We start from the raw sequence: 24558 nt of genomic DNA, 5'->3' as shown, positions 1-24558 counted from the left end.
GGTGGGTGATCTGCCTGTGACGGTTCGGCTCCCGACCGTAGGCGCGGGGTCCGACAACGAGGAAGCTCCGGGTGTCGGCGGCTGACAGGACGGCGGCCGGCGGGTAGCGTCGCCTGCGGTTCGATCCCGGCCGGCCGGAGCCCGGGGGTGCACACCCCCTCGCGACGGCCGGGCCCGCACGCCTCGTCCACCCCGGCCCCGGTCGGCGGACCCGGCAGCGGCGCCCGCACTGGCGTGACGGACCCGGCTTTGACCGGGTTCCACCGCCCGGGTATCGTGGTCAGCCGTGCCCAGGTTCACCTGGGCCTGCTCCCGCTCGCGGCGCACCTGGGTGCCCGGTCGATCCTCGGATCGCCTGGATGCCAGGGGGTCCCGCCCCGGCTCCGGTCGGGGCCAGGGGATCGTGCACCAGGCGCGAGGGGCGAAGGAGTCCGACTCACCAGCAGCCCGGATCCCGGCAAAGGCGACACGCCCGAGCGCGGGGGCCGGACGACGGGTGCGGGTAGGGCCAGGAGCAGGACCGGAGCACCGCTCCGGACCACCCCAGCACGACGAGCAACGCACTCATCCAGAGCACGACCCAGCGCAGGCAGGAGTTCAAGGCCACCCATGCCCACGATCCAGCAGCTGGTCCGCAAGGGCCGCGAGGACAAGGTCGAGAAGACCAAGACCCCGGCGTTGAAGGGTTCCCCCCAGCGTCGCGGCGTGTGCACGCGCGTCTACACGACGACGCCGAAGAAGCCGAACTCGGCGCTGCGCAAGGTCGCTCGCGTCCGGCTCACCAGCGGCGTCGAGGTGACCGCGTACATCCCCGGTGTCGGCCACAACCTGCAGGAGCACTCGATGGTGCTCGTGCGCGGTGGCCGCGTGAAGGACCTCCCGGGCGTCCGTTACAAGATCATCCGTGGCTCCCTGGACACCCAGGCGGTCCGCGGTCGCAAGCAGGCTCGCAGCCGCTACGGCGCGAAGAAGGAGAAGAGCTAATGCCGCGCAAGGGCCCCGCGCCGAAGCGTCCGCTCGTCGTCGACCCGGTGTACCAGTCGCAGCTGGTCACCCAGCTCGTCAACAAGGTGCTCGTCGACGGCAAGCGCTCCATCGCCGAGGCGATCGTCTACGGCGCCCTCGAGGGCGTCCGGGCCAAGAACGACACCGACCCCGTCGTGACCCTCAAGCGCGCGCTGGACAACGTCAAGCCCGCCCTCGAGGTCCGCAGCCGGCGCGTAGGTGGCGCCACCTACCAGGTCCCGATCGAGGTGCGCGCCTCGCGCAGCACCACCCTCGGCCTGCGCTGGCTCATCCAGTACTCCCGGTCGCGTCGCGAGAAGACGATGACCGAGCGCCTGATGAACGAGCTCCTCGACGCCAGCAACGGCCTCGGTGCCGCGGTCAAGCGCCGCGAGGACACGCACAAGATGGCCGAGTCGAACAAGGCCTTCGCGCACTACCGCTGGTGATCACCGGCGGCTGGTGAGACCCACCAGCGCCACCAGCCGCCACCCCGCGGCGAACCCCGGGTGACCCCCGGGCCCCGCGACCAGGACAGAGCAGGAAGGGCAGGCAATGGCCAACCTCACCAAGACCCGGAACATCGGGATCATGGCGCACATCGACGCCGGCAAGACCACCACCACCGAGCGGATCCTCTTCTACACGGGGATCAACTACAAGATCGGTGAGGTCCACGACGGCGCGGCCACCATGGACTGGATGGAGCAGGAGCAGGAGCGCGGCATCACCATCACGTCGGCCGCGACGAAGTGCACCTGGAACGGGTTCGACATCAACATCATCGACACCCCCGGGCACGTCGACTTCACGGTCGAGGTGGAGCGCTCGCTGCGCGTCCTCGACGGTGCCGTCGCGGTCTACGACGGTGTCGCCGGCGTGGAGCCGCAGACCGAGCAGGTCTGGCGGCAGGCCGAGAAGTACGGCGTCCCGCGCATGTGCTTCGTCAACAAGCTCGACCGCACCGGTGCGAACTTCTTCCGCTGCGTCGACATGATGATCGAGCGCCTGGCGGCCAACCCGCTGGTGCTGCAGATCCCGATCGGCGCTGAGGCCGACTTCGTCGGCGTCGTGGACCTGGTCCAGATGAAGGCGCTGACCTGGCGCGGCGAGACCAAGCTGGGCGAGGACTACGCGATCGAGGAGATCCCCGCCGACCTGGCCGAGCAGGCCGCGGAGTACCGCGAGAAGCTGCTCGAGAACATCGCGGACTTCGACGACTCGCTCATGGAGGACTACCTCGGCGGCGAGGAGATCGCCGTGGACCGGCTCAAGGCCGCGATCCGCAAGGCGACCATCGCCGGCGAGGTCAACCCGGTCGTCACCGGTTCGGCGTTCAAGAACAAGGGCGTCCAGCCCATGCTCGACGCCGTCACCGACTACCTGCCCAGCCCGCTGGACGTCGAGGCGATCGTCGGCACGGCACTGGACGGCGAGACCGAGGTCCTGCGGCACGCCGACGAGAACGAGCCGTTCTCCGCGCTGGCGTTCAAGATCCAGACCGACCAGCACCTGGGCAAGCTGACCTACATCCGCGTCTACTCCGGCCGGCTCGACGCCGGGTCCCCGGTGCTCAACAGCACCAAGGACCGCAAGGAGCGGGTCGGCAAGATCTACCAGATGCACGCGAACAAGCGTGAGGAGCGTGCCGGTGTCGGCGCCGGCGAGATCGTCGCCGTCAACGGCATGAAGGGCACCACGACCGGGGACACCCTCTGCGACCCGCAGAAGCCGGTGATCCTGGAGTCGATGACCTTCCCCGCTCCGGTCATCTCGGTGGCCATCGAGCCGAAGACCAAGAGCGACCAGGAGAAGCTGGGCACCGCGATCCAGAAGCTCGCCGAGGAGGACCCGACGTTCCAGGTCCGCCTGGACGAGGAGACCGGCCAGACCGTCATCTCGGGCATGGGCGAGCTCCACCTGGAGATCCTGGTCGACCGGATGCGGCGTGAGTTCAACGTCGAGGCCAACGTCGGCAAGCCGCAGGTGGCCTACCGCGAGACGATCCGCGCGACCGTCGAGCGCTACGACTACACCCACAAGAAGCAGACCGGTGGTTCGGGCCAGTTCGCGAAGGTGCAGATCGCCCTCGCGCCGCTGGTGATGACCGCGGACTCGGCGACCTACGAGTTCGAGAACAAGGTCAGCGGTGGGCGCATCCCCCGGGAGTACATCCCCTCGGTGGACGCGGGCATGCAGGACGCCATGCAGTACGGCATCCTCGCCGGCTACCCCATGGTCGGGGTCAAGGCCACCCTGCTCGACGGCGCGTACCACGAGGTCGACTCCTCGGAGATGGCCTTCAAGATCGCCGGCTCGATCGCCTTCAAGGAGGCCGCCCGCAAGGCCAGCCCGGCCCTGCTGGAGCCCCTGATGGCCGTCGAGGTCGTCACCCCCGAGGACAACATGGGTGACGTGATCGGTGACCTGAACTCCCGTCGTGGCACCATCCAGGCGATGGACGAGCGCTCCGGTGCTCGCGTCGTCAAGGCACTGGTGCCGCTGTCGGAGATGTTCGGCTACGTGGGTGACCTGCGCAGCCGCACCCAGGGACGGGCGAGCTACACCATGGTGTTCGACACCTACGCCGAGGTCCCGTCGAACGTCGCCAAGGAGATCATCGCCAAGGCGACTGGAGAGTGACCGGGCCGGGCCGCTGATCCTCGGCGGCCCGATCCGGCGGGCGCCCGCCCGCACCCCACAGACTCAGCAGCAGCACTGCGACAGACACTTACGGAGAGGAACCCCAGTGGCCAAGGCCAAGTTCGAGCGGACCAAGCCGCACGTCAACATCGGCACCATCGGGCACATCGACCACGGGAAGACGACGCTCACCGCGGCGATCACCAAGGTCCTGCACGACAAGTACCCGAACCTCAACGAGGCGTCCGCGTTCGACCAGATCGACAAGGCGCCCGAGGAGAAGGCGCGTGGGATCACGATCTCCATCGCCCACGTCGAGTACCAGACCGAGAAGCGCCACTACGCGCACGTCGACTGCCCCGGGCACGCCGACTACATCAAGAACATGATCACCGGTGCCGCGCAGATGGACGGTGCGATCCTGGTCGTGGCCGCCACCGACGGCCCGATGCCGCAGACAAAGGAGCACGTGCTCCTGGCCCGCCAGGTCGGCGTCCCCTACATCGTCGTGGCCCTGAACAAGTCCGACATGGTGGACGACGAGGAGATCCTGGAGCTCGTCGAGCTCGAGGTCCGCGAGCTGCTCTCGGAGTACGAGTTCCCGGGTGACGACCTGCCGGTCGTCCGCGTCTCGGCGCTGAAGGCGCTCGAGGGCGACGCCGAGTGGGCCGACAAGCTCATGGAGCTCATGGACGCCGTCGACACCGCGATCCCCGAGCCCGAGCGCGAGATCGACAAGCCGTTCCTCATGCCCGTCGAGGACGTCTTCACGATCACCGGCCGCGGCACCGTGGTGACCGGGCGCGTCGAGCGCGGCATCGTCAAGGTGTCGGAGACCATCGAGATCGTCGGCATCCGCCCGACCTCGACCCAGACGACCGTCACCGGCGTCGAGATGTTCCGCAAGCTGCTCGACCAGGGCCAGGCCGGCGACAACGTGGGCCTGCTGCTGCGCGGCATCAAGCGCGAGGACGTCGAGCGCGGCCAGGTCGTGGTCAAGCCCGGCTCGATCACCCCGCACACCAACTTCGAGGGCTCGGTCTACATCCTCTCGAAGGACGAGGGCGGCCGTCACACGCCGTTCTTCAACAACTACCGTCCCCAGTTCTACTTCCGGACGACGGACGTCACCGGCGTGGTCACGCTGCCCTCGGGCACCGAGATGGTCATGCCCGGCGACAACACCGAGATGTCGGTCGAGCTGATCCAGCCGATCGCCATGGAGGAGGGCCTGCGCTTCGCCATCCGCGAGGGCGGTCGCACCGTCGGCGCCGGCCGGGTCGTCAAGATCAACAAGTAGTCCCCCGGTGGGTGGCGGCCGTGACCGGCCGCCACCCACCACCCGGGTAGTCCCGGGCGCACGATCCCGGGTCACCCGACCCAGCTACGACTTCCAGCAACACCCGATCGGCAGGAGCGAGACAAGGCGATGGCGGGACAGAAGATCCGCATCCGGCTGAAGGCCTACGACCACGAGGCCATCGATGCCTCGGCGCGGCGCATCGTGGACACGGTGACGAAGACCGGAGCGCGCGTCGTCGGCCCGGTGCCGCTGCCGACCGAGAAGAACGTGTACTGCGTCATCCGCTCCCCGCACAAGTACAAGGACTCGCGGGAGCACTTCGAGATGCGTACGCACAAGCGACTCATCGACATCCTCGACCCGACGCCGAAGACGGTCGACGCGCTGATGCGCATCGACCTCCCGGCCTCGGTCGACGTCAACATCCAGTAGGGGCACCGAGACAATGGCGAGCACATTCCGTGGTCTCCTCGGCGAGAAGCTGGGGATGACCCAGGTCTTCGACGAGAACAACCGCATCGTGCCGATCACCGTGGTCAAGGCCGGCCCGTGCGTGGTCACCCAGGTGCGCACCCCCGAGGTGGACGGCTACTCGGCCGTCCAGATCGGGTTCGGCGCGATCGACCCCCGCAAGGTGAACAAGCCCGAGGGCGGGCACTTCGCCAAGGCGGGCGTCACGCCGCGACGGCACCTGGTCGAGCTGCGCACGAAGGACGCCGGCGACTACACGATCGGCCAGGAGCTGACCGCTGACGTGCTCGCCGACGTGGCGACCGTCGACGTGATCGGCAAGAGCAAGGGCAAGGGCACCGCCGGTGTCATGAAGCGCCACGGGTTCAAGGGCCTGGGCGCGGGACACGGCGTGCAGCGCAAGCACCGCTCGCCCGGCTCGATCGGTGGCTGCGCCACCCCGGGTCGCGTGTTCAAGGGCATGCGCATGGCCGGCCGGATGGGCGCGGTCACCACGACCACGCTGTCCCTGAAGATCCACAAGGTCGACACGGAGAAGGGCCTGGTGCTCATCAAGGGCGCCATCCCGGGTCCGAAGGGTGGGTTGGTCCTCGTCCGCTCCGCGGTCAAGGGCGGCCCCGTGGGGAGTGACACCAAGTGACCAGCTCGCAGACGACCGAGCGCGCCGACCGCAGCGTCGACGTGGTCGACGCCACCGGCAAGAAGACGGGCACCGCCACCCTCCCGGGTGCGCTGTTCGACGCCAACGCCAACGTGTCGCTCATGCACCAGGTGGTGGTGGCCCAGCTGGCCGCCGCCCGCCAGGGCACGCACGCCACGAAGACGCGGGCCCAGGTCAGCGGCACCGGCGCCAAGCCGTACCGCCAGAAGGGCACCGGTCGCGCCCGTCAGGGCTCGCTGCGCGCGCCGCAGTTCGAGGGCGGTGGCATCTCGCACGGCCCGCAGCCGCGCAGCTACGACCAGCGGACCCCCAAGAAGATGAAGGCCGCCGCCCTGCGCGGTGCCCTCTCCGACCGGGCCCGCGAGGACCGCGTGCACGTGGTCAGCGCCTTCGTCGCCGGCGATGCGCCCTCGACCAAGTCCGCGCTCGCCGCGCTGGACGCGATCAGCACCGCCAAGCGCGTGCTGGTCGTGCTCGACCGCGACGACGTCCTCAACTGGGTGAGCCTGCGCAACGTGCCGCGGGTGCACCTGATCGAGGCCGGCCAGCTCAACACCTACGACGTGCTGTGTGCCGACGAGGTGGTCTTCACCGAGGCCGCGCTCGCCGAGTACGTGGCCGGTCCGGCGAAGGGTGGACGGGGCAGCGCGAGCAGCTCCGAGCTCCCCGACCTGGAGACCCACGAGATCGACAGCGAGGTGCCGTCGGTCGCCCCGGCCACGGCTCCCGCAGACACCGAGGAGAAGGCATGAGCGTCCGCGACCCCCGGGACGTCCTGCTGTCCCCGGTGATCTCCGAGAAGAGCTACGGGCTCCTGGACGAGAACAAGTACACGTTCATCGTCCGCCCGGACGCGAACAAGACCCAGATCAAGATCGCTGTTCAGCAGGTCTTCAACGTGAAGGTCCTCGCCGTCAACACGATCAACCGTCAGGGCAAGCGGAAGCGCTCCAAGGGCGCCGTGATGGGCAAGCGCAAGGACACCAAGCGCGCCATCGTCTCCGTTGCCCCTGGCGACCGCATCGAGCTGTTCGGCGGCCCCGGCGCCTGAGGGCGCCGAGGACCAGCGACTGCCACGAGACCAGACAGGGATTGAGTAGGAACCATGGCCATCCGTAAGTACAAGCCGACGACGCCGGGCCGCCGCGGCTCGTCCGTCGCCGACTTCGCCGAGGTCACCCGCGACCACCCCGAGAAGTCGCTGGTCCGCCCGCTGCACGGCCGGGGCGGTCGCAACGTCCACGGTCGCGTCACCGCGCGCCACCAGGGTGGTGGGCACAAGCGTGCCTACCGCCTCATCGACTTCCGCCGGGCCGACAAGGACGGTGTGCCGGCCAAGGTCGCGCACATCGAGTACGACCCCAACCGCACCTCGCGCATCGCGCTGCTGCACTTCGCGGACGGCGAGAAGCGCTACATCATCGCCCCGGCGAAGCTCAAGCAGGGCGACACGGTCGAGTGCGGCCCCAACGCCGACATCAAGCCCGGCAACAACCTGCCGCTGCGCAACATCCCGGTCGGCACCGTGGTCCACGCCATCGAGCTGCGGCCCGGTGGCGGGGCCAAGATCGCCCGCTCGGCCGGCACGAGCGTCCAGCTCGTGGCCCGCGAGGGCCGGTTCGCCCAGCTGCGGATGCCCTCGGGCGAGATCCGCAACGTCGACGTGCGCTGCCGCGCGTCGATCGGCGAGGTCGGCAACGCCGAGCAGTCGAACATCAACTGGGGCAAGGCCGGCCGCATGCGGTGGAAGGGCAAGCGCCCGACCGTCCGCGGTGTCGCGATGAACCCGGTCGACCACCCGCACGGTGGTGGTGAGGGGAAGACCTCCGGTGGTCGCCACCCGGTCAACCCGAAGGGCAAGCCGGAGGGCCGCACGCGCAAGCGCAAGGCCTCCGACGCCATGATCGTGCGCCGTCGTCGCACCAACAAGAAGCGCTGAGCGGGTAGGGGAAGACAATGCCAAGGAGCCTGAAGAAGGGCCCGTTCGTCGACGACCACCTGCTGGCCAAGGTGGACGCCCAGAACGAGAAGGGCACGAAGAACGTCATCCGCACCTGGTCGCGGCGTTCGACGATCATCCCGGACATGCTCGGCCACACCATGGCCGTGCACGACGGTCGCAAGCACGTCCCGGTCTTCGTGACCGAGGCCATGGTCGGGCACAAGCTCGGCGAGTTCGCGCCCACGCGCACCTTCCGTGGGCACGTCAAGGACGACCGTCGGTCGCGGCGCGGCTGAGCGGACGAGGAGATTCTGAGATGACTTCCCAGCTGGGGACCGACGCACCGGTCGCCCGGGCCACGGCCCGGTTCGTCCGCGTCACCCCGATGAAGGCACGGCGGGTGGTGGACATGGTCCGCTACCTGCCCACCGACGAGGCGTTGGCGCTGCTGCGCTTCGCCCCGCAGACGGCCAGCGAGCCGGTGGCCAAGGTCCTGGCCTCCGCGGTGGCCAACGCCGAGCACAACCTGCAGCTCGACCCGGCTGCGCTGGTCGTCAGCGCCGCCTACGTCGACGAGGGCCCGACGCTCAAGCGGATCCGTCCGCGCGCCCAGGGGCGTGCGTTCCGGATCAACAAGCGCACGGCGCACATCACCGTCGAGGTCAGCGAGGTCGCCTCGAGCGCCGAGCTCGCCGCACGGTCCCGCAAGGCACGCCGCGACACGGGCCAGCACGGTCCTGCCGCGCAGCAGAAGACCAACTCGAAGGGAGGGACCCGCTAGTGGGTCAGAAGGTCAACCCGCACGGGTTCCGCCTGGGGATCACCACCGACTACAAGTCCCGGTGGTACGCCGACAAGCTGTACGCGGCCTACGTCAAGGAAGACGTGGCGATCCGCAAGCTGATGGGCAAGGGCATGGAGCGCGCCGGCATCTCGAAGGTGGAGATCGAGCGCACCCGTGACCGTGTCCGCGTCGACATCCACACCGCGCGCCCCGGCATCGTCATCGGTCGCCGCGGCGCCGAGGCCGACCGCATCCGCGGCGAGCTGGAGAAGCTCACCGGCAAGCAGGTGCAGCTGAACATCCTCGAGGTCAAGAACCCCGAGTCCGATGCGCAGCTGGTCGCCCAGGGCGTCGCCGAGCAGCTCTCCAGCCGGGTCAGCTTCCGTCGTGCGATGCGCAAGGCCATGCAGTCGGCCCAGCGCAGCCCGCAGGTCAAGGGCATCCGGGTGCAGTGCTCCGGTCGCCTGGGCGGTACCGAGATGAGCCGGTCGGAGTTCTACCGCGAGGGTCGTGTGCCCCTGCACACCCTCCGGGCGAACATCGACTACGGCATCTACGAGGCCCGCACCACCTTCGGCCGCATCGGCGTGAAGGTCTGGATCTACAAGGGCGACGCGAGCGGCTCCCGGGCCGAGCGCGAGGCCCTCCAGGCCCTCGCCCAGCGCCAGGAGCGTCGTGAGCGCGCCCAGCGCCCGCGTCGGTCCGGCTCCACCGGCACCACCGCCGGCGGCACCGAGGCCGGTCGCGCTGCGGCCGAGCCGCAGGACGCCACCGGCGCCGAGGCCCCGGCCGAGGACACCACCGCCACCACGGTCGAGCCCACCGTCGAGGCTGCTCCGGCGCAGAGCGTCGGCGAGGCCGCCGGCGCCGAGGGCACCGCGACCGCCGAGGCTGCGGGTGCCGAGGCAACCGCTACCCAGGAGGGCTGACAGATGCTGATCCCGCGTCGCGTCAAGCACCGCAAGCAGCACCGTCCCGACCGCACCGGTCGGGCCAAGGGCGGCACCGCGATCAACTTCGGCGAGTACGCGATCCAGGCCCTCGAGCCCGCGTACGTGACGAACCGTCAGATCGAGTCCGCCCGTATCGCCATGACCCGCCACATCAAGCGCGGCGGCAAGGTGTGGATCTCGATCTACCCGGACCGCCCGCTGACGAAGAAGCCGGCCGAGACCCGCATGGGTTCCGGCAAGGGCTCGCCCGAGTGGTGGGTCGCCAACGTGAAGCCCGGCCGCATCATGTTCGAGCTGTCCGGCGTCGACGAGCCCATCGCCCGCGAGGCGATGCGTCGTGCCATCCACAAGCTCCCCATGAAGTGCCGCTTCATCACCCGTGAAGGAGAGGTGTGATGGCTGCCGGCCTCACCGCCCCGGAGCTCCGTGAGCTCTCGGTGGACGAGCTCGCCACGCGTCTGCGTGAGTCGAGGGAAGAACTGTTCAACCTGCGGTTCCAGGTGGCCACCGGCCAGCTGGACAACAACCGGCGTCTGCAGACCGTCCGCCGCGACATCGCCCGGATCTACACGATCATGCGCGAGCGCGAGCTGGGTCTGTCGGTCGCCCCGAGCGAGGGTGTGGCATGAGCGAGACCACCGACGAGACCAACGAGGCGATCGCCTCCGGTCCCGGCCTGGCCGGTCGCGGCTTCCGCAAGGTCCGTGAGGGCCTCGTCGTCTCCGACAAGATGGAGAAGACCATCGTCGTCGAGGTCGAGGACCGCGTGAAGCACGGCCTGTACGGCAAGATCCTGCGCCGCACGCGCAAGCTGAAGGCGCACGACGAGGACGGGACCGCCGGCATCGGCGACCGCGTCCAGATCATGGAGACCCGGCCCACCTCGGCCACCAAGCGCTGGCGCCTGGTGACCGTGATCGAGAAGGCCAAGTAGGCCCGAGTCCGCTGCGACGACGCCCCCGCTGGTGGCGGGGGAGTCGTTGCGCGTACGCTGGTCAACTGGCACGCCCACGGGCGTGCCGACATCCGGGACCCGACGGCCGGCGGCGAGAGCCGCCGGCTGTCGCACGTGCGTCCCGACCGCCGCTTCACCGTTCCGGCCCGGCGGTCACCCCAGACACCACAGGAGCTATGCAGTGATCCAGCAGGAGTCGCGACTCCGCGTCGCCGACAACACGGGTGCCAAGGAGATCTTGTGCATCCGCGTTCTCGGCGGCTCCGGTCGTCGCTACGCGGGCATCGGCGACGTCATCGTCGGCACCGTCAAGGACGCCATCCCCGGTGCGGGCGTCAAGAAGGGCGATGTGGTCAAGGCCGTCATCGTCCGGACCGTCAAGGAGCGTCGTCGTCCCGACGGCTCCTACATCCGCTTCGACGAGAACGCCGCGGTCATCATCCGCGACAGCGGTGACCCGCGCGGCACCCGCATCTTCGGGCCCGTCGGCCGCGAGCTGCGCGACAAGCGCTTCATGCGGATCATCTCGCTCGCCCCGGAGGTGTTGTGATCATGGCTGAGAAGACCCCCTCGCTGAAGGTGAAGAAGGGCGACCAGGTCCTGGTCCTGTCCGGCAAGGACAAGGGCGCCAAGGGCCGCGTCATCGCCGCTTTCCCGAAGACCGGCAAGGTGCTCGTCGAGGGCATCGGCCGCGTCAAGAAGCACACCCGCGTGAGCACCAGCCAGCGCGGCTCCCAGTCGGGCGGGATCGTGACCCAGGAGGCCGCCATCCACGTGAGCAACGTGATGGTCGTCGACTCCGAGGGCAACCCGACCCGCATCGGCTACCGCAAGGACGAGGACGGACGCAACATCCGGGTCTCGAAGCGAACCGGCAAGGACCTCTGATCATGAGCGCACCCACCCGAGAGCTGCCCCGGCTGCTCGCCCACTACCGCTCGGACATCGCGCCGGCCCTGATGAGCGAGTTCGGCTACGCCAACGTCATGCAGATCCCCGGTCTGACCAAGATCGTGGTGAACATGGGTGTCGGCGAGGCGACCCGCGACGCCAAGCTGATGGACGGCGCGGTCCGCGACCTCACCGCCATCACCGGCCAGAAGCCCGCCGTCGTCCGCGCCCGCAAGTCCATCGCGCAGTTCAAGCTGCGCGAGGGCATGCCGATCGGCGCCAAGGTCACCCTGCGCGGTGACCGCATGTGGGAGTTCCTGGACCGGCTGCTCAGTCTGGCCCTGCCCCGCATCCGTGACTTCCGCGGTCTGAACTCCAAGCAGTTCGACGGGCACGGCAACTACACGTTCGGCCTCAACGAGCAGTCCATGTTCCGCGAGATCGACGTCGACAAGATCGACCGCCCGCGTGGCATGGACATCACGCTGGTCACCACCGCCACCAACGACGAGGAGGGTCGCGAGCTGCTGAGCCTGCTCGGCTTCCCCTTCGCCGGCCAGACCGTCGTCCAGACGACTCGCTGAGCCGGGAACAGGAGACACCATGGCCAAGAAGGCGCTCGTCAACAAGGCGGCTCGCACGCCGAAGTTCAAGGTCCGCGGCTACACGCGCTGCCAGCGCTGCGGCCGTCCGCACGCGGTCTTCCGCAAGTTCGGGCTGTGCCGCATCTGCGTCCGGGAGATGGCCCACGCGGGCGAGCTCCCCGGCGTGACCAAGTCCTCCTGGTGACCTCCTCCCTGTAGGTCACCACCCACGCACCACCGATCGCCGAGAGGCCCCCGCACCGTGCGGCGGGAACCGCGGCGAGAGAGGCACGACCGACACATGACGATGACCGACCCGATCGCGGACATGCTCACGCGCATCCGCAACGCGAACTCGGCGTACCACGACGCAGCGGCCATGCCCTCGTCGAAGCTCAAGACCAAGGTCGCGGAGATCCTCCAGCAGGAGGGCTACATCGCCGGCTGGAAGGTCAACGACGTCGAGAAGGACGGCCAGACCCGCAAGGAGCTGGTCGTCGACCTCAAGTACGGCCCCAACCGCGAGCGGAGCATCGCCGGCGTCCGGCGCGTGTCCAAGCCCGGCCTGCGGGTCTACGCCAAGTCCACGGCGCTGCCGAAGGTCCTGGGCGGTCTCGGGGTGGCGATCATCTCCACCTCGACCGGTCTGCTGACCGACAAGCAGGCGAACAAGAAGGGCGTGGGTGGGGAAGTCCTCGCCTACGTCTGGTAAGGGAGCGCACCCCATGTCTCGAATCGGACGACTCCCGGTCACCGTCCCCGGCGGTGTCGACGTCGCGATCGACGGTCGCACCGTCAACGTGAAGGGCCCCAAGGGCTCCCTCGCGCACACCGTCGCCTCCCCGATCTTCGTGGAGAAGGACGACTCCGGCGCGCTGCTCGTGCAGCGACCGGACGACGAGCGCGAGAGCCGTGCGCTGCACGGCCTCTCCCGCACCCTGATCGCCAACATGATCACCGGCGTGACCGAGGGCTACGTGAAGACCCTCGAGATCGTCGGCGTCGGCTACCGCGTGCAGGCCCGTGGCTCCGACCTCGAGTTCGCGCTCGGGTTCAGCCACCCGGTGCTGATCAAGGCCCCCGAGGGGATCACCTTCACCGTCGAGGCCCCGACCCGTTTCAAGGTCGCCGGCATCGACAAGCAGCAGGTCGGCGAGGTCGCCGCCAAGATCCGCAAGTTGCGCAAGCCCGACCCGTACAAGGGCAAGGGTGTGCGTTACCAGGGCGAGGTCATCAAGCGCAAGGTCGGGAAGACGGGCAAGTGATGGCACAGACCAAGACCAACGACAAGGTGTCCCGGGCGCACAAGCCCGTGGGCACCGACGCCAGCACCGCGCGGCGCATCTCGCGTGCGCGGCGCCACAACCGGCTCCGCAAGCGGGTCGCCGGCACCCCCGAGCGCCCCCGCATGGTCGTCAAGCGCAGTTCGCGCCACGTCCACGTGCAGGTCGTCGACGACACCCAGGGCATCACCCTGGTCAGCGCCTCCACGATGGACGCCGCCCTGCGCGGCACCGCCGGGGACAAGTCGGCGCTGGCTCGCCAGGTCGGCGCGCTGGTGGCCGACCGGGCCAAGGCGGCCGGCATCTCCGCGGTCGTCTTCGACCGCGGCGGCAACCGCTACCACGGGCGGCTGGCGGCTCTCGCCGACGGCGCCCGCGAGGGCGGGCTGAACTTCTGATGAGCACCCAGCTGCTCGACAACGTGATGATCGAGGGGAACGTCTGATGCCAGGACCACAGCGACGCGGCGGTGGCGCCGGCGGTGCCGGTGGCACCGGCGGTGGCCAGGGCGGTCAGGGCGGCAACGACCGCCGCGACCGTCGGGACGGCGGGGGCCGCGGCCCCGGCGGTCCGGCCGAGAAGAGCCAGTTCCTCGAGCGGGTCGTGGCCATCAACCGCGTGTCCAAGGTCGTCAAGGGTGGTCGGCGCTTCAGCTTCACCGCCCTGGTGATCGTGGGCGACGGTGACGGCACCGTGGGTGTCGGCTACGGCAAGGCCAAGGAGGTGCCCGCGGCGATCGCCAAGGGCGTCGAGGAGGCCAAGAAGCACTTCTACCGGGTGCCCCGCATCGCCAGCACCATCCCGCACCCCGTGCAGGGTGAGGCGGCTGCCGGTGTCGTGCTGCTCAAGCCGGCCAGCCCGGGTACCGGCGTCATCGCCGGTGGTCCGGTGCGCGCCGTCCTCGAGTGCGCCGGCATCCACGACGTGCTGTCCAAGAGCCTGGGGTCCTCGAACCCGATCAACATCGTGCACGCCACGATGCAGGCCCTCAAGGACCTCGTCCGTCCCGAGGAGATCGCGGCCCGCCGCGGTCTGCCCCTCGAGGACGTCGCCCCCGCGGCCATGCTGCGGGCCCGTGCAGGCCAGGGGGTCTGACAGTGAGCCAGTTCAAGGTCACCCAGGTGAAGTCCGCGATCGGCGCCAAGCCGAACCAGCGCCAGACGCTGCGTTCGCTGGGCCTCAAGCGGATCAACCACACGGTCGTGAAGGAGGACCGTCCCGAGATCCGCGGGATGGTCGCCACGGTGCCGCACCTGGTCACCGTCGAAGAGATCAGCTGAGCAGGGGAATTCGATGACTCTCAAGGTCCACCACCTGCGTCCGGCCCCGGGCGCCCACACCAAGAAGACCCGCGTGGGTCGTGGTGAGGGCTCCAAGGGCAAGACCGCCGGTCGCGGGACGAAGGGCTCGGGCGCACGCGTCCAGGTCTCGGCCCGCTTCGAGGGTGGTCAGACGCCGCTGTTCATGCGTCTGCCCAAGCTCTCCGGCTTCACCCCGCGCAACAAGGTCGTCTTCCAGGTCGTGAACCTGGACAAGATCGCCTCGTTGTTCCCGGACGGCGGGTCCATCAACCCGGACTCGCTGGCCGACGCCGGCGCTGTGCGCCGCGGCCAGCCCGTCAAGGTGCTGGGCACCGGCGAGCTCGGCGGCGTCCAGGTCCAGGTCCACGCGCACGCGTTCTCGTCCTCCGCGGCCGAGAAGATCGCCGCGGCCGGGGGCAGCACCACCCAGATCTGAGGTCGATCCCCCCTGCGTGCACCGCCCGGTGAGTCCGGGCGGTGCGGGCAGGGGGGTCTTCTGCTGTCCCGGCCGCTCTGCAGGGCCCCGCCGCGAGCCCGCGAGCGGTGGGGGGCAGAGTGGTCCCTACACTCGCACGACCGACTCGGGGAGGGCACGTGCTGCAGGCGTTCGCCGCGGCGTTCCGGACGCCAGACCTCCGGCGCAAGCTGTTGTTCTCCCTGGCGATCATCGCCGTGTACCGGCTGGGCGCCAGCGTCCCCGGTCCGGGGGTGTCCATCGAGGCCATCAACAGCTGTCTCGACCAGGCCCAGGCCTCCGACCAGCGGGACGTCTACTCGCTGGTCAACCTGTTCTCCGGCGGTGCACTGCTGCGCCTGTCGATCTTCGCGCTCGGGATCATGCCGTACATCACGGCGAGCATCATCGTGCAGCTGCTGGTCGTGGTCATCCCGCGGTTCGAGCAGCTGAAGAAGGAAGGGCAGTCGGGTCAGGCCAAGCTGACCCAGTACACCCGCTACCTGACGATCGCCCTCGCCGTCCTGCAGAGCACCGGGATCATCGCGCTGGCCCGCAGCGGCCAGCTGTTCCCGAACTGCCAGCAGGAGCTCATCCCCTCGGACTCGATCTGGACCACCGTCGTCCTGGTCGTCGCGCTGACCGCCGGCACGGCCATGATCATGTGGCTAGGCGAGCTGCTGACCGAGAAGGGCATCGGCAACGGCATGTCCGTGCTGATCTTCACCTCGATCGCCGCGCGCATCCCCGCCGAGGGCGGCTCGATCCTGCAGTCCCGCGGCGGCCTGGTCTTCGCCCTGGTCTGCGTGCTGGCCCTGGTGGTCATCGCCTCGGTGGTCTACGTCGAGCAGGCCCAACGCCGGATCCCCGTGCAGTACGCCAAGCGGATGGTCGGCCGGCGGATGTCCGGCGGCACGTCGCCCTCCCTGCCGCTGAAGGTGAACCAGGCCGGTGTCATCCCGGTCATCTTCGCCTCGTCGCTGCTGTCCCTGCCGCAGCTGATCAGCCAGCTGCAGGGTGACTCGGCCGGGTCGGTGCGTCAGTTCTTCGAGACGTACGTGATCAACCAGTCCAGCCCGGTGCACATCGCCATCTACTTCGGCCTGATCGTCTTCTTCACGTACTTCTACGTGTCGATCACGTTCAACCCCGAGGAGCGCGCCGACGACATGAAGCGCTACGGCGGCTTCATCCCCGGCATCCGCCCGGGCCGGCCGACGGCGGAGTACCTGCAGTACGTGCTGTCCCGGATCACCCTGCCGGGCTCGATCTACCTGGGGCTGGTGGCAGTGCTGCCCAACCTGTTCCTCTCCATCACGCAGGAGGGGCAGAACCAGAACTTCCCGTTCGGCGGGACCGCAGTGCTGATCATGGTGGGAGTGGGCTTGGAGACGGTGAAGCAGATCGAGACGCAGCTCAACCAGCGCAACTACGAAGGGTTCCTGAAGTAGTGCGCGTCGTCCTCCTGGGGCCGCCCGGCGCGGGCAAGGGCACCCAGGCGCAGATCATCGCCGGCCGGCTGAACGTCCCGGCCATCTCCACCGGCGACATCTTCCGGGCCAACGTCACCGGCCAGACCGAGCTGGGCCAGCAGGCCAAGGCCTACATGGACGCCGGCGACCTGGTCCCCGACGAGCTCACCGTGGCCATGGTCAGCGAGCGGCTGGCCGAGCCCGACGCGAAGGCCGGGTTCCTGCTCGACGGCTTCCCGCGCACGATCGCGCAGGCCGAGCAGCTGCGGGACTCCCTCACCGACCTCGGCCACCGGCTGGACTGCGTGCTGGAGCTCGTGGTCGACGAGGACGAGCTCGTCCGCCGGCTCAGCGGCCGGGTCGTCGTGGTCGACGGCAAGCCGGTGCAGCGCGACGACGACAAGCCCGAGACGGTGCGCCACCGCCTCGAGGTCTACCGCCGGCAGACCGCTCCGCTGTCGGGGTGGTATGCCCAGGAGGGCCTGCTGGCGACCATCGACGCCATCGGCGAGATCGACGAGGTGACCGGTCGTGCCCTGGGCGCGCTGGGTGCCGCGGACGCCGACGACGACGGGACGGCCGGGCAGCCCGCAGCGCGATGAGCGGGTGCCCGGGGTGACCGCGAACCTGCTGTCGCGGGTGCCGCTGCTGGCCAAGTGGAGTGGACGCATGATCCAGATCAAGACGATGCACGAGGTCGAGCTCATGCGGGCCGCGGGGCTGGTGGTCGCCGGCGCACTGGCCGCAGTCCGCGCGGAGGTGCGCGCCGGGGTGACCACCGGGGAGCTCGACGCGGTGGCCGAGGACCACATCCGGTCCGCCGGGGCCATCCCGTCGTTCCTGGGCTACCACGGCTTCACCGGCAGCATCTGCGCGTCGGTCAACCAGGAGGTCGTGCACGGGATCCCGGTCGCCGGTCGCACGCTGGCCGAGGGCGACAACATCTCGATCGACTGCGGGGCGATCCTGCAGGGCTGGCACGGCGACAGCGCGATCACCCTGACGGTGGGGGAGCCCTCGGCGCAGGACGCCGCGCTGATCGCGGCCACCGAGCGGTCGATGTGGGCGGGGCTGGCCAAGGCGCTCGTCGGTGGCCGGCTCACCGACATCAGCAGTGCCGTCGAGGACTCGATCCTGGCCGAGCCGCACCGCTACGGCATCGTCGACCACTACGGCGGGCACGGGATCGGCACGGAGATGCACCAGGACCCGCACGTGCTGAACTACGGCCGCGCCGGCCGCGGGCCCAAGCTGGTGCCGGGCCTGGCCCTGGCGATCGAGCCGATGGTCACCGTCGGTGACCCGGACACCCTCGAGCTCGAGGACGGCTGGACGGTGGTGACGAAGGACGGCTCGCGGGCCGCCCACTTCGAGCACACCGTGGCGATCACCCCGGAGGGCCCGTGGGTCCTCACCGCGGAGGACGGCGGCGTCGCCGGGCTGGCGCCGTTCGGGGTGACCGCGCGCACCTGACCCGGGGTTGGAGCCCGTGGGGCTGCCGGGGTACAGTGGCCGCTGGCGTTCGCGCCGTCCGTCGTTGTGCTGTGGCCGCATGCCGCCGGGCGCCCTCTGCGAGACCGCCCGCACCAGACACCCAGCACCAGACCATCCGCGCCGAGACCGGCGTGGGTGGACGCGAGTCGGCATGCGTGCCGGAGACACCAGACCGGGAGGTCGTGCAGGGAATGGCGAAGAAGGACGGGGCCATCGAGGTCGAGGGTCGAGTCGTCGAGCCGCTCCCCAATGCGATGTTTCGGGTGGAACTCCAGAACGGGCACCGCGTGCTCGCGCACATCAGCGGCAAGATGCGCCAGCACTACATCCGCATCCTGCCCGAGGACCGCGTGGTCGTGGAGCTCTCGCCCTACGACCTCACGCGCGGTCGCATCGTCTACCGCTACAAGTGACCTCCGCGGTCCGCCCCACCGGCGGACCCGCGACCCACGAACTACCAGAAATGAGGGCGGCCCGGTGAAGGTCCAGCCGTCGGTCAAGAAGATCTGCGACAAGTGCAAGGTGATCCGCCGGCACGGCCGGGTCATGGTCATCTGCGACAACGCCCGGCACAAGCAGCGCCAGGGCTGAGGGAGTACAGAACATGGCACGACTGGCCGGCGTCGATCTGCCCCGCGAGAAGCGGATGGAGATCGCGCTCACCTACATCTACGGGATCGGCCCGACCTCGGCGAAGGCCACCTTGGCCGCGACCGGTGTCAGCCCGGACCTCCGCGCCAAGGACCTCTCCGACGAGGACCTGCTGAAGCTGCGCGACTACATCGACGAGCACTTCCGCGTCGAGGGTGACCTCCGTCGCGAGGTCGCCGCCGACATCCGCCGCAAGGTGGAGATCGGCTGCTACCAGGGTCTGCGGCACCGCCGCGGCCTGCCCGTCCGCGGACAGCGCACCAAGACCAACGCGCGCTCCAGCAAGGGCCCGCGCAAGACGATCGCCGGCAAGAAGAAGGCCCGCTGACCCAGCGGTAGCCCTCACCGGCTCACCTACCCGGCCGTCGTGCCCCCGCAGAGGGGGCGGCCGGGTGCACCACCTCCGCTCCACCCAGGCCACGAACAGAGAAGAGAGTCATGCCTCCCAGGGCACGCGCGGCAGGCGCCAAGAAGGTGCGCCGCAAGGAGAAGAAGAACGTCGCCCACGGCGCGGCGCACATCAAGAGCACCTTCAACAACACGATCGTGTCGATCACGGACCCCACGGGGAACGTCATCAGCTGGGCCTCGGCCGGCCACGTCGGGTTCAAGGGCTCGCGCAAGTCGACGCCGTTCGCGGCGCAGATGGCTGCCGAGAACGCCGCGCGCAAGGCGCAGGAGCACGGCATGCGGAAGGTCGACGTCTTCGTGAAGGGTCCCGGCTCCGGCCGCGAGACCGCCATCCGCTCCCTCCAGGCCACGGGCCTCGAGGTCGGGCAGATCTCCGACGTCACCCCCCAGCCGCACAACGGCTGCCGCCCCAAGAAGCGCCGCCGGGTCTGACCCGCGCCTTCGCCTGACTCTTCAGAAAACCCAGGGAGACCCACCGTGGCCCGTTACACCGGAGCCGACTGCCGCCTGTGCCGGCGCGAGAAGATGAAGCTGTTCCTCAAGGGCAGCAAGTGCGAGTCCGCCAAGTGCCCGATCGAGATCCGTCCCTACCCCCCGGGTGAGCACGGTCGCGGTCGCACCAAGGACAGCGAGTACCTCCTGCAGCTGCGCGAGAAGCAGAAGGCCCGTCGCATCTACGGCGTGCTGGAGAAGCAGTTCCGCGGCTACTACCAGGAAGCCAACAAGAAGTCCGGCAAGACCGGTGAGGTCCTGCTGCAGATCCTCGAGTCCCGCCTGGACAACGTGGTCTACCGCGCCGGCTTCGCCAAGTCGCGCGACATGGCCCGCCAGCTGGTCCGCCACGGCCACATCAAGGTGAACGGCCGCAAGGTCGACATCCCCTCGTACCGCGTGGTGGCCAACGACATCGTCGAGGTGGCCACCAAGTCCACCGAGATGGTGCCCTTCCAGGTCGCCCAGGCCGAGGCCGGCTCGCGTCCGGTGCCGGCGTGGCTCGAGGTCATCAGCAGCCAGCTGAAGGTCCTCGTGCACTCCATCCCGGCCCGGCAGGTCATCGACACCCCGGTCCAGGAACAGCTGATCGTCGAGCTGTACTCGAAGTAAGGCACGACGGTGGGGCGGGCGGACAGATGCCCGCCCCACCTGCACGACCACCCACCGGCGTCATATAGCGGTCGCCGGAGGCACTGAGGAGAACCATGCTCATCGCACAGCGCCCCACCCTGACCGAGGAGACCATCGACGCCTCCCGCTCGCGGTTCGTCATCGAGCCGCTGGAGCCGGGCTTCGGCTACACCCTCGGCAACTCCCTGCGCCGCACCCTGCTGTCCTCGATCCCCGGCGCTGCCGTCACCAGCATCCGCATCGAGGGCACCCTGCACGAGTTCACCACCGTGCCGGGCGTCAAGGAGGACGTCACCGAGCTGATCCTGAACCTCAAGGGTCTGGTCGTCAGCTCCGACTCCGACGAGCCGGTCACCATGTACCTGCGCAAGCAGGGCCCCGGTGAGGTCACCGCCGCCGACATCGCGCCCCCGGCCGGTGTCGAGGTGCACAACCCGGACCTGCACATCGCCACCCTGAACGCCAAGGGCCGGCTGGAGATCGAGCTGGTCGTCGAGCGCGGCCGCGGCTACGTGCCGGCCACCCAGAACAAGCAGCCGGGCCAGGAGATCGGGCGGATCCCCGTCGACTCGATCTACTCCCCGGTGCGCAAGGTGACCTACGCCGTCGAGGCCACCCGTGTCGAGCAGCGCACCGACTTCGACCGCCTGGTGGTCGACGTCGAGACCAAGCCCTCCATCGAGCCCCGCGACGCCATCGCGTCGGCCGGCTCGACCCTGGTGGAGCTGTTCGGCCTGCTGCGCGAGCTGAACGTCGACGCCGAGGGCATCGAGGTCGGGCCCAGCCCGGCCGAGGCCGCCGACATCGCGAACTTCTCGATGCCGATCGAGGACATGGACCTCACGGTCCGTTCCTACAACTGCCTCAAGCGCGAGGGCGTGCACACCGTCGGTGAGCTCGTCACCCGCTCCGAGGCCGACCTGCTGGACATCCGCAACTTCGGTGCGAAGTCCATCGACGAGGTCAAGCTGAAGCTGGCCGCCATGGGCCTCGCGCTCAAGGACAGCCCGCCCGGGTTCGTCCCCACCTCGGTGGAGAGCTACGACGAGACCTACGACGACAGCTACCCGGGCGAGGCGCAGTACGCCGACGGCCAGGAGTACACCGAGGGCGATTTCCGGGAGACCGAGCAGCTCTGATCGACGGACCCCGGAGGGGGCGGCCATCCGTGGTCGTCCCCTCCGGGTTCCCGCCGGGACCGGACCACCGGGACCGGAGCACCACCCATCAGAAGACGCGCGGCCGGCAGTGTTCTCCGGCGGCCTGAGAAGGGAACGTTCATGCCCACCCCCACCAAGGGCCCCCGCCTCGGCGGATCCCCGTCGCACGAGCGGCTCATGCTGGCCAACCTGGCCACCTCGCTGTTCGAGCACGGCCGGATCACCACCACGGAGACCAAGGCCAAGCGGCTGCGCCCGCTCGCCGAGAAGCTCATCACGATGGCCAAGCGCGGCGACCTGCACGCCCGTCGCCAGGTGATGACCACCATCCGCGACAAGAACGTGGTCCACCACCTCTTCGCCGAGATCGGGCCGCGCTTCGCGGAGCGTCCCGGTGGCTACACCCGGATCACCAAGGTCGGTCCCCGCAAGGGCGACAACGCCCCGATGGCCGTCATCGAGCTCGTCGAGGCCCTGACCGTCGGCCAGCAGGCCGTCGGCGAGGCCGAGCGCGCCCGCGGCACCCGGTTCGCCTCCGGTGCCGGCTCCGCCGCGGCCGCCGGCGAGGTCTCCGCGTCCTCGCAGGAGATCGCCGACGAGGCCAGCGACCAGGCCGACGCCGAGGCCACCACCACCGACGTCTTCAGCCCGGACGACGAGGCGCAGGACGAGACCACCACGGACCCGGAGCCGACGGCCGAGAACGGTGTCGTCGTCGCCGACGACGACCTCTCGCCCGAGGTCGCCGACGCCGCGGCCGCCGAGCTGAACGCCGCGGAGACCGCCGACGGCGCGACCGCCGGCGACGCGGCCCCCGGCGGGGAGTCCGAGCCCGACCCGAAGTGATGCACCGCTGAACGACAGCACGGCCGACGAGCCCGCCACCGACCCCGGTGGCGGGCTCGTCCGCATCCGGCTGGACGTCTCCTACGACGGGACGTCGCTGCACGGCTGGGCGCGGCAGCCCGACCAGCGCACCGTGCAGGGCGAGCTGGAGCTGGCCCTGGCCATGGTGCTCCGGCACGACGTCGGGCTGACCGTCGCCGGCCGGACCGACGCCGGGGTGCACGCCACCGGCCAGGTCGCGCACACCGACCTGCCGGCGGGGCTGTGGGCCCAGCACGAGCCGAAGCTGCTGCGCCGCCTGCGCGGCGTTCTGGCCGGGGACATCGCGGTGACCGGGGTCCAGGTGGTCCCGGCGGAGTTCGACGCCCGGTTCGCCGCGCTGGGGCGGCACTACCGCTACCGGCTGACCGATGCGGTGGCCGGGCCGCCGCCCCTGCGCCGGGCCGACACCGTCGGCTGGCCGCGCTCGCTGGACGTGCCGGCCATGCGGGTGGCGGCTGCGATGCTGCTGGGCCAGCACGACTTCGCCGCGTTCTGCCGCCGCCGGGAGGGCGCGACCACGATCCGGGTGCTCACCGCGCTGGACGTCACGCGGGACGGCGACCTGGTCACCGTGGCGGCCTCGGCCGACGCCTTCTGCCACTCGATGGTGCGCAGCCTCGTCGGTGGCCTGCTGGCCGTGGGGGAGGGGAGGCGCGGACCGGACTGGCCGGCGTCCCTGCTGTCGCGGACCACCCGCGCCGACGACGTCCCGGTGGCGCCGCCCGGCGGCCTCACCCTGGTGCAGGTGGACTACCCGCCCGCCGACCAGCTCGCCGCGCGGACCCGGGTGACCCGGGCCCGCCGCGACGAGGAGGGCTGACTCAGAGGACGGCGGCGACGGCCTCGGTCACCGGGGTGTCCCCGCCGCGCAGCTCCACGACCGCGCCGGTCTTGGGCTCGTCGAGCAAGGCGACCAGGACGGCGGCGACGTCGTCCCGGGTGACCTCGCCGCGCTGCACGGTGCGGGCCAGCTCGACCCGGCCGGTGCCGGGGTCGTCGGTGAGGGTGACCGGCCGGACGACGGTGACGTCCAGGCCCGGGCGGGGGAGGACGGCCTCCTCGGCGGCGAGCTTGGCCCGCAGGTAGGCCACGAAGGTCTCGTCCACGCCCTCGGGGGTGGCCCCGTCGGCGACGGACTCCACGCCGACGGAGGAGACCAGCAGGTAGGGCCGGACACCGGCGGCCTCGGCGGCGTCGGCCAGCAGCACCGCGGCGCCCCGGTCGACGGAGTCCTTGCGGGCGATGCCGCTGCTGGGGCCACCACCGGCGGCGAACACGACGCCGTCGGCGCCCCGGACCACCGCCGCCACGTCGTCCACCCCGGCGTGCTCGAGGTCCAGGACGACGGGCTCGGCGCCGTCGGCGGTCAGGTCGGCGGTGTGGTCGGGGTTGCGGACGATGCCGACGACGGTGTCCCCGCGCCCGGCGAGCAGGCGGGTGAGGCGGCGGGCGATCTGGCCGTGGGCTCCGGCGATGACGATGCGCATGCTCCCCGGCCTACCCACCGTGGGGTCCGTGCAGTCAGGAGGAGGGCGGGGTCACCCGGCGGGCCCGGTCGAGCTCGGCCGGGGTGTCGCAGTCCGTCCACGGCGCGGGTTCACCGGGGACGGGCTCGGGCCGGTGGCGGCGCACCGCCAGCGGCGCCAGCACCGCCCGCACCGACGTCGGGCCGGCGACGTCGGCCACCGCCGCGCGGAGCACCGCCGTCCGCCAGACACCCAGGAGCAGCTGGTCCCGGCCGGCGGGGTCGACCACGAGCACGCCGTCGCCGGTCAGCCGCTCGCGCAGGCCCCGCACCACGGCCGGGGTCAGGAACGGCAGGTCGGCGGCGAGGACCGCGACGACGTCGGTGGTCACCGCGGCCAGCCCGGCCCGCATCGCCGGGACCGGGCCACCGCCGGGCGGCTGCTCCCGGACCACGACGACCCCGTCGGGCACCGGCTGCGGCGGGCCCACGACCACCCGCTCGGCGGCGTCGGCGACCGCGGCGAGCACCGCGGCGAGCATGGTGCGCCCGCCGACCTCGAGCTGCGGCTTGGGTCTGCCGCCGAGGCGGGCGGCCCGCCCCCCGGCCAGGACGACGGCGGCGTAGGGCGGCAGCGCGGTCACGCCCCGGACGCTAGGCGC

Annotated in this window: 38 protein-coding genes; 36 read left to right on the top strand and 2 right to left on the bottom strand. The window is 70.3% G+C overall.

Annotated elements, in window-relative coordinates; translation table 11 throughout:
- Nucleotides 1–609 precede the first annotated feature (609 nt).
- The 36 genes from rpsL to truA all read left to right on the top strand — a co-directional run bounded on the left by rpsL (nt 610) and on the right by truA (nt 23251).
- Nucleotides 610–984, top strand: coding sequence for a 30S ribosomal protein S12 (rpsL, locus tag LFA75_RS06935; protein ID WP_055764615.1), 375 nt, complete (start codon nt 610–612; stop codon nt 982–984).
- The gene (gene rpsG / locus LFA75_RS06930; RefSeq protein WP_055764617.1) at nt 984–1454 is read left to right on the top strand and encodes a 30S ribosomal protein S7; all 471 of its coding nucleotides are present in this window, start codon (nt 984–986) and stop codon (nt 1452–1454) included. The genes rpsL and rpsG overlap by 1 nt, the downstream gene beginning before the upstream one ends.
- A 106-nt stretch (nt 1455–1560) precedes the next feature.
- Entirely contained in the window at nt 1561–3648 is a 2088-nt protein-coding gene (gene fusA, locus LFA75_RS06925; RefSeq protein ID WP_225232925.1) for an elongation factor G, read from the top strand.
- A gap of 106 nt (nt 3649–3754) precedes the next feature.
- Complete coding sequence (tuf, locus tag LFA75_RS06920) at nt 3755–4948, top strand: elongation factor Tu (protein WP_225232924.1); 1194 nt, start codon at nt 3755–3757, stop codon at nt 4946–4948.
- A gap of 129 nt (nt 4949–5077) precedes the next feature.
- Complete coding sequence (gene rpsJ, locus LFA75_RS06915; protein ID WP_014742859.1) at nt 5078–5383, top strand: 30S ribosomal protein S10; 306 nt, start codon at nt 5078–5080, stop codon at nt 5381–5383.
- Nucleotides 5384–5396: 13 nt separating this feature from the next.
- On the top strand, nt 5397–6062 hold the full coding sequence (gene rplC, locus LFA75_RS06910; protein WP_225232923.1) for a 50S ribosomal protein L3: 666 nt from the start codon (nt 5397–5399) through the stop codon (nt 6060–6062).
- Nucleotides 6059–6835: a 50S ribosomal protein L4 gene (gene rplD / locus LFA75_RS06905; protein WP_225232922.1), complete on the top strand. Its 777-nt coding sequence runs from the start codon at nt 6059–6061 to the stop codon at nt 6833–6835. The genes rplC and rplD overlap by 4 nt, the downstream gene beginning before the upstream one ends.
- Nucleotides 6832–7134, top strand: a complete 303-nt coding sequence (rplW, locus tag LFA75_RS06900) for a 50S ribosomal protein L23 (RefSeq protein ID WP_014742856.1) — start codon at nt 6832–6834, stop codon at nt 7132–7134. Before rplD ends, rplW begins: the two co-directional genes overlap by 4 nt.
- 54 nt (nt 7135–7188) lie before the next feature.
- The gene (rplB, locus tag LFA75_RS06895) at nt 7189–8022 is read left to right on the top strand and encodes a 50S ribosomal protein L2 (protein ID WP_225232921.1); all 834 of its coding nucleotides are present in this window, start codon (nt 7189–7191) and stop codon (nt 8020–8022) included.
- A gap of 17 nt (nt 8023–8039) precedes the next feature.
- Nucleotides 8040–8321, top strand: coding sequence for a 30S ribosomal protein S19 (rpsS, locus tag LFA75_RS06890; protein ID WP_055764633.1), 282 nt, complete (start codon nt 8040–8042; stop codon nt 8319–8321).
- A gap of 20 nt (nt 8322–8341) precedes the next feature.
- A complete protein-coding gene (gene rplV, locus LFA75_RS06885; RefSeq protein WP_455428456.1) occupies nt 8342–8806 on the top strand; it encodes a 50S ribosomal protein L22 in 465 nt (154 codons plus the stop codon).
- Complete coding sequence (gene rpsC / locus LFA75_RS06880; RefSeq protein WP_225232920.1) at nt 8806–9738, top strand: 30S ribosomal protein S3; 933 nt, start codon at nt 8806–8808, stop codon at nt 9736–9738. The genes rplV and rpsC overlap by 1 nt, the downstream gene beginning before the upstream one ends.
- Nucleotides 9739–9741: 3 nt before the next feature.
- Nucleotides 9742–10158: a 50S ribosomal protein L16 gene (gene rplP, locus LFA75_RS06875; protein ID WP_056289191.1), complete on the top strand. Its 417-nt coding sequence runs from the start codon at nt 9742–9744 to the stop codon at nt 10156–10158.
- Nucleotides 10158–10391 carry a 50S ribosomal protein L29 gene (gene rpmC / locus LFA75_RS06870; RefSeq protein WP_055765175.1) on the top strand — a complete coding sequence of 78 codons (234 nt, stop codon included), beginning with the start codon at nt 10158–10160 and terminating at the stop codon, nt 10389–10391. The genes rplP and rpmC overlap by 1 nt, the downstream gene beginning before the upstream one ends.
- Entirely contained in the window at nt 10388–10696 is a 309-nt protein-coding gene (gene rpsQ / locus LFA75_RS06865; protein WP_225232919.1) for a 30S ribosomal protein S17, read from the top strand. Before rpmC ends, rpsQ begins: the two co-directional genes overlap by 4 nt.
- Nucleotides 10697–10898: 202 nt before the next feature.
- Nucleotides 10899–11267: a 50S ribosomal protein L14 gene (rplN, locus tag LFA75_RS06860; protein WP_091061406.1), complete on the top strand. Its 369-nt coding sequence runs from the start codon at nt 10899–10901 to the stop codon at nt 11265–11267.
- A gap of 2 nt (nt 11268–11269) precedes the next feature.
- On the top strand, nt 11270–11605 hold the full coding sequence (gene rplX, locus LFA75_RS06855) for a 50S ribosomal protein L24 (RefSeq protein ID WP_455428455.1): 336 nt from the start codon (nt 11270–11272) through the stop codon (nt 11603–11605).
- Nucleotides 11606–11607: 2 nt separating this feature from the next.
- Entirely contained in the window at nt 11608–12192 is a 585-nt protein-coding gene (gene rplE / locus LFA75_RS06850) for a 50S ribosomal protein L5 (RefSeq protein ID WP_091238799.1), read from the top strand.
- A 19-nt stretch (nt 12193–12211) separates the two neighbouring features.
- On the top strand, nt 12212–12397 hold the full coding sequence (locus LFA75_RS06845) for a type Z 30S ribosomal protein S14 (RefSeq protein ID WP_014742845.1): 186 nt from the start codon (nt 12212–12214) through the stop codon (nt 12395–12397).
- 96 nt (nt 12398–12493) lie between these two features.
- Nucleotides 12494–12904 carry a 30S ribosomal protein S8 gene (gene rpsH, locus LFA75_RS06840; protein ID WP_056289182.1) on the top strand — a complete coding sequence of 137 codons (411 nt, stop codon included), beginning with the start codon at nt 12494–12496 and terminating at the stop codon, nt 12902–12904.
- Nucleotides 12905–12917: 13 nt separating this feature from the next.
- A complete protein-coding gene (gene rplF / locus LFA75_RS06835) occupies nt 12918–13457 on the top strand; it encodes a 50S ribosomal protein L6 (RefSeq protein ID WP_225232918.1) in 540 nt (179 codons plus the stop codon).
- Nucleotides 13457–13873 carry a 50S ribosomal protein L18 gene (gene rplR / locus LFA75_RS06830; RefSeq protein WP_225232917.1) on the top strand — a complete coding sequence of 139 codons (417 nt, stop codon included), beginning with the start codon at nt 13457–13459 and terminating at the stop codon, nt 13871–13873. The genes rplF and rplR overlap by 1 nt, the downstream gene beginning before the upstream one ends.
- Before the next feature lie 46 nt (nt 13874–13919).
- Nucleotides 13920–14570 carry a 30S ribosomal protein S5 gene (rpsE, locus tag LFA75_RS06825; RefSeq protein ID WP_091238791.1) on the top strand — a complete coding sequence of 217 codons (651 nt, stop codon included), beginning with the start codon at nt 13920–13922 and terminating at the stop codon, nt 14568–14570.
- Nucleotides 14571–14572: 2 nt separating this feature from the next.
- Complete coding sequence (gene rpmD, locus LFA75_RS06820; RefSeq protein ID WP_225232916.1) at nt 14573–14755, top strand: 50S ribosomal protein L30; 183 nt, start codon at nt 14573–14575, stop codon at nt 14753–14755.
- A gap of 13 nt (nt 14756–14768) precedes the next feature.
- Nucleotides 14769–15212 (top strand): 50S ribosomal protein L15, encoded by a 444-nt coding sequence (gene rplO, locus LFA75_RS06815; protein ID WP_225232915.1) that lies wholly within the window; start codon nt 14769–14771, stop codon nt 15210–15212.
- Nucleotides 15213–15370: 158 nt separating this feature from the next.
- The gene (gene secY / locus LFA75_RS06810; protein WP_225232914.1) at nt 15371–16681 is read left to right on the top strand and encodes a preprotein translocase subunit SecY; all 1311 of its coding nucleotides are present in this window, start codon (nt 15371–15373) and stop codon (nt 16679–16681) included.
- Nucleotides 16681–17304 (top strand): adenylate kinase, encoded by a 624-nt coding sequence (locus LFA75_RS06805; protein ID WP_225232913.1) that lies wholly within the window; start codon nt 16681–16683, stop codon nt 17302–17304. Before secY ends, LFA75_RS06805 begins: the two co-directional genes overlap by 1 nt.
- A 13-nt stretch (nt 17305–17317) precedes the next feature.
- Nucleotides 17318–18175, top strand: coding sequence for a type I methionyl aminopeptidase (map, locus tag LFA75_RS06800; protein ID WP_225232912.1), 858 nt, complete (start codon nt 17318–17320; stop codon nt 18173–18175).
- A gap of 212 nt (nt 18176–18387) precedes the next feature.
- A complete protein-coding gene (infA, locus tag LFA75_RS06795; RefSeq protein ID WP_012950459.1) occupies nt 18388–18609 on the top strand; it encodes a translation initiation factor IF-1 in 222 nt (73 codons plus the stop codon).
- A gap of 64 nt (nt 18610–18673) precedes the next feature.
- On the top strand, nt 18674–18787 hold the full coding sequence (rpmJ, locus tag LFA75_RS06790) for a 50S ribosomal protein L36 (protein ID WP_012950458.1): 114 nt from the start codon (nt 18674–18676) through the stop codon (nt 18785–18787).
- Nucleotides 18788–18800: 13 nt separating this feature from the next.
- Nucleotides 18801–19175 carry a 30S ribosomal protein S13 gene (rpsM, locus tag LFA75_RS06785; protein ID WP_091061434.1) on the top strand — a complete coding sequence of 125 codons (375 nt, stop codon included), beginning with the start codon at nt 18801–18803 and terminating at the stop codon, nt 19173–19175.
- Nucleotides 19176–19285: 110 nt separating this feature from the next.
- The gene (rpsK, locus tag LFA75_RS06780) at nt 19286–19690 is read left to right on the top strand and encodes a 30S ribosomal protein S11 (protein WP_055764664.1); all 405 of its coding nucleotides are present in this window, start codon (nt 19286–19288) and stop codon (nt 19688–19690) included.
- 45 nt (nt 19691–19735) lie between these two features.
- The gene (rpsD, locus tag LFA75_RS06775) at nt 19736–20362 is read left to right on the top strand and encodes a 30S ribosomal protein S4 (protein WP_225232911.1); all 627 of its coding nucleotides are present in this window, start codon (nt 19736–19738) and stop codon (nt 20360–20362) included.
- A gap of 95 nt (nt 20363–20457) precedes the next feature.
- Nucleotides 20458–21522, top strand: coding sequence for a DNA-directed RNA polymerase subunit alpha (locus LFA75_RS06770; RefSeq protein ID WP_225232910.1), 1065 nt, complete (start codon nt 20458–20460; stop codon nt 21520–21522).
- A 141-nt stretch (nt 21523–21663) separates the two neighbouring features.
- Nucleotides 21664–22389, top strand: a complete 726-nt coding sequence (gene rplQ / locus LFA75_RS24270) for a 50S ribosomal protein L17 (protein ID WP_455428454.1) — start codon at nt 21664–21666, stop codon at nt 22387–22389.
- Between the two features lie 7 nt (nt 22390–22396).
- The gene (gene truA, locus LFA75_RS06760; protein ID WP_225236018.1) at nt 22397–23251 is read left to right on the top strand and encodes a tRNA pseudouridine(38-40) synthase TruA; all 855 of its coding nucleotides are present in this window, start codon (nt 22397–22399) and stop codon (nt 23249–23251) included.
- 1 nt (nt 23252) lies between these two features.
- Here truA and LFA75_RS06755 read toward each other — a convergent pair whose 3' ends face one another.
- Together LFA75_RS06755 and mobA are read right to left on the bottom strand one after the other, a co-directional pair.
- Entirely contained in the window at nt 23253–23918 is a 666-nt protein-coding gene (locus tag LFA75_RS06755) for an SDR family oxidoreductase (RefSeq protein WP_225232909.1), read from the bottom strand.
- Nucleotides 23919–23952: 34 nt separating this feature from the next.
- The gene (gene mobA / locus LFA75_RS06750; RefSeq protein ID WP_225232908.1) at nt 23953–24540 is read right to left on the bottom strand and encodes a molybdenum cofactor guanylyltransferase; all 588 of its coding nucleotides are present in this window, start codon (nt 24538–24540) and stop codon (nt 23953–23955) included.
- Nucleotides 24541–24558 lie beyond the last annotated feature (18 nt).

The sequence above is a fragment of the Klenkia terrae genome, assembly GCF_900491935.1.
GTDB lineage: Bacteria > Actinomycetota > Actinomycetes > Mycobacteriales > Geodermatophilaceae > Klenkia > Klenkia terrae.
The sequence above is the reverse complement of the archived record's forward strand: the minus strand, read 5'-3'. Positions and strand labels throughout refer to the sequence as shown.

Excerpts from the sequence above, each read along its gene's own strand:
- rplQ (WP_455428454.1), top strand. The coding sequence starts at position 21,664 with ATGCCCACCCCCACCAAGGGCCCCCGCCTCGGCGGATCCCCGTCGCAC.
- rplX (WP_455428455.1), top strand. The coding sequence starts at position 11,270 with ATGGCTGAGAAGACCCCCTCGCTGAAGGTGAAGAAGGGCGACCAGGTC.
- rpsJ (WP_014742859.1), top strand. The coding sequence starts at position 5,078 with ATGGCGGGACAGAAGATCCGCATCCGGCTGAAGGCCTACGACCACGAG.
- rpsS (WP_055764633.1), top strand. The coding sequence starts at position 8,040 with ATGCCAAGGAGCCTGAAGAAGGGCCCGTTCGTCGACGACCACCTGCTG.
- rpsK (WP_055764664.1), top strand. The coding sequence starts at position 19,286 with ATGCCTCCCAGGGCACGCGCGGCAGGCGCCAAGAAGGTGCGCCGCAAG.
- LFA75_RS06755 (WP_225232909.1), bottom strand. The coding sequence starts at position 23,918 with ATGCGCATCGTCATCGCCGGAGCCCACGGCCAGATCGCCCGCCGCCTC.
- rplP (WP_056289191.1), top strand. The coding sequence starts at position 9,742 with ATGCTGATCCCGCGTCGCGTCAAGCACCGCAAGCAGCACCGTCCCGAC.
- rplB (WP_225232921.1), top strand. The coding sequence starts at position 7,189 with ATGGCCATCCGTAAGTACAAGCCGACGACGCCGGGCCGCCGCGGCTCG.
- rpsM (WP_091061434.1), top strand. The coding sequence starts at position 18,801 with ATGGCACGACTGGCCGGCGTCGATCTGCCCCGCGAGAAGCGGATGGAG.
- rplC (WP_225232923.1), top strand. The coding sequence starts at position 5,397 with ATGGCGAGCACATTCCGTGGTCTCCTCGGCGAGAAGCTGGGGATGACC.
- LFA75_RS06770 (WP_225232910.1), top strand. The coding sequence starts at position 20,458 with ATGCTCATCGCACAGCGCCCCACCCTGACCGAGGAGACCATCGACGCC.
- infA (WP_012950459.1), top strand. The coding sequence starts at position 18,388 with ATGGCGAAGAAGGACGGGGCCATCGAGGTCGAGGGTCGAGTCGTCGAG.
- rpsH (WP_056289182.1), top strand. The coding sequence starts at position 12,494 with ATGACGATGACCGACCCGATCGCGGACATGCTCACGCGCATCCGCAAC.
- rplV (WP_455428456.1), top strand. The coding sequence starts at position 8,342 with ATGACTTCCCAGCTGGGGACCGACGCACCGGTCGCCCGGGCCACGGCC.
- rpsE (WP_091238791.1), top strand. The coding sequence starts at position 13,920 with ATGCCAGGACCACAGCGACGCGGCGGTGGCGCCGGCGGTGCCGGTGGC.
- rplR (WP_225232917.1), top strand. The coding sequence starts at position 13,457 with ATGGCACAGACCAAGACCAACGACAAGGTGTCCCGGGCGCACAAGCCC.
- fusA (WP_225232925.1), top strand. The coding sequence starts at position 1,561 with ATGGCCAACCTCACCAAGACCCGGAACATCGGGATCATGGCGCACATC.
- LFA75_RS06845 (WP_014742845.1), top strand. The coding sequence starts at position 12,212 with ATGGCCAAGAAGGCGCTCGTCAACAAGGCGGCTCGCACGCCGAAGTTC.
- rpsQ (WP_225232919.1), top strand. The coding sequence starts at position 10,388 with ATGAGCGAGACCACCGACGAGACCAACGAGGCGATCGCCTCCGGTCCC.
- rpmC (WP_055765175.1), top strand. The coding sequence starts at position 10,158 with ATGGCTGCCGGCCTCACCGCCCCGGAGCTCCGTGAGCTCTCGGTGGAC.
- rplO (WP_225232915.1), top strand. The coding sequence starts at position 14,769 with ATGACTCTCAAGGTCCACCACCTGCGTCCGGCCCCGGGCGCCCACACC.
- rpsG (WP_055764617.1), top strand. The coding sequence starts at position 984 with ATGCCGCGCAAGGGCCCCGCGCCGAAGCGTCCGCTCGTCGTCGACCCG.
- rpsL (WP_055764615.1), top strand. The coding sequence starts at position 610 with ATGCCCACGATCCAGCAGCTGGTCCGCAAGGGCCGCGAGGACAAGGTC.
- rplF (WP_225232918.1), top strand. The coding sequence starts at position 12,918 with ATGTCTCGAATCGGACGACTCCCGGTCACCGTCCCCGGCGGTGTCGAC.
- rplE (WP_091238799.1), top strand. The coding sequence starts at position 11,608 with ATGAGCGCACCCACCCGAGAGCTGCCCCGGCTGCTCGCCCACTACCGC.
- rplW (WP_014742856.1), top strand. The coding sequence starts at position 6,832 with ATGAGCGTCCGCGACCCCCGGGACGTCCTGCTGTCCCCGGTGATCTCC.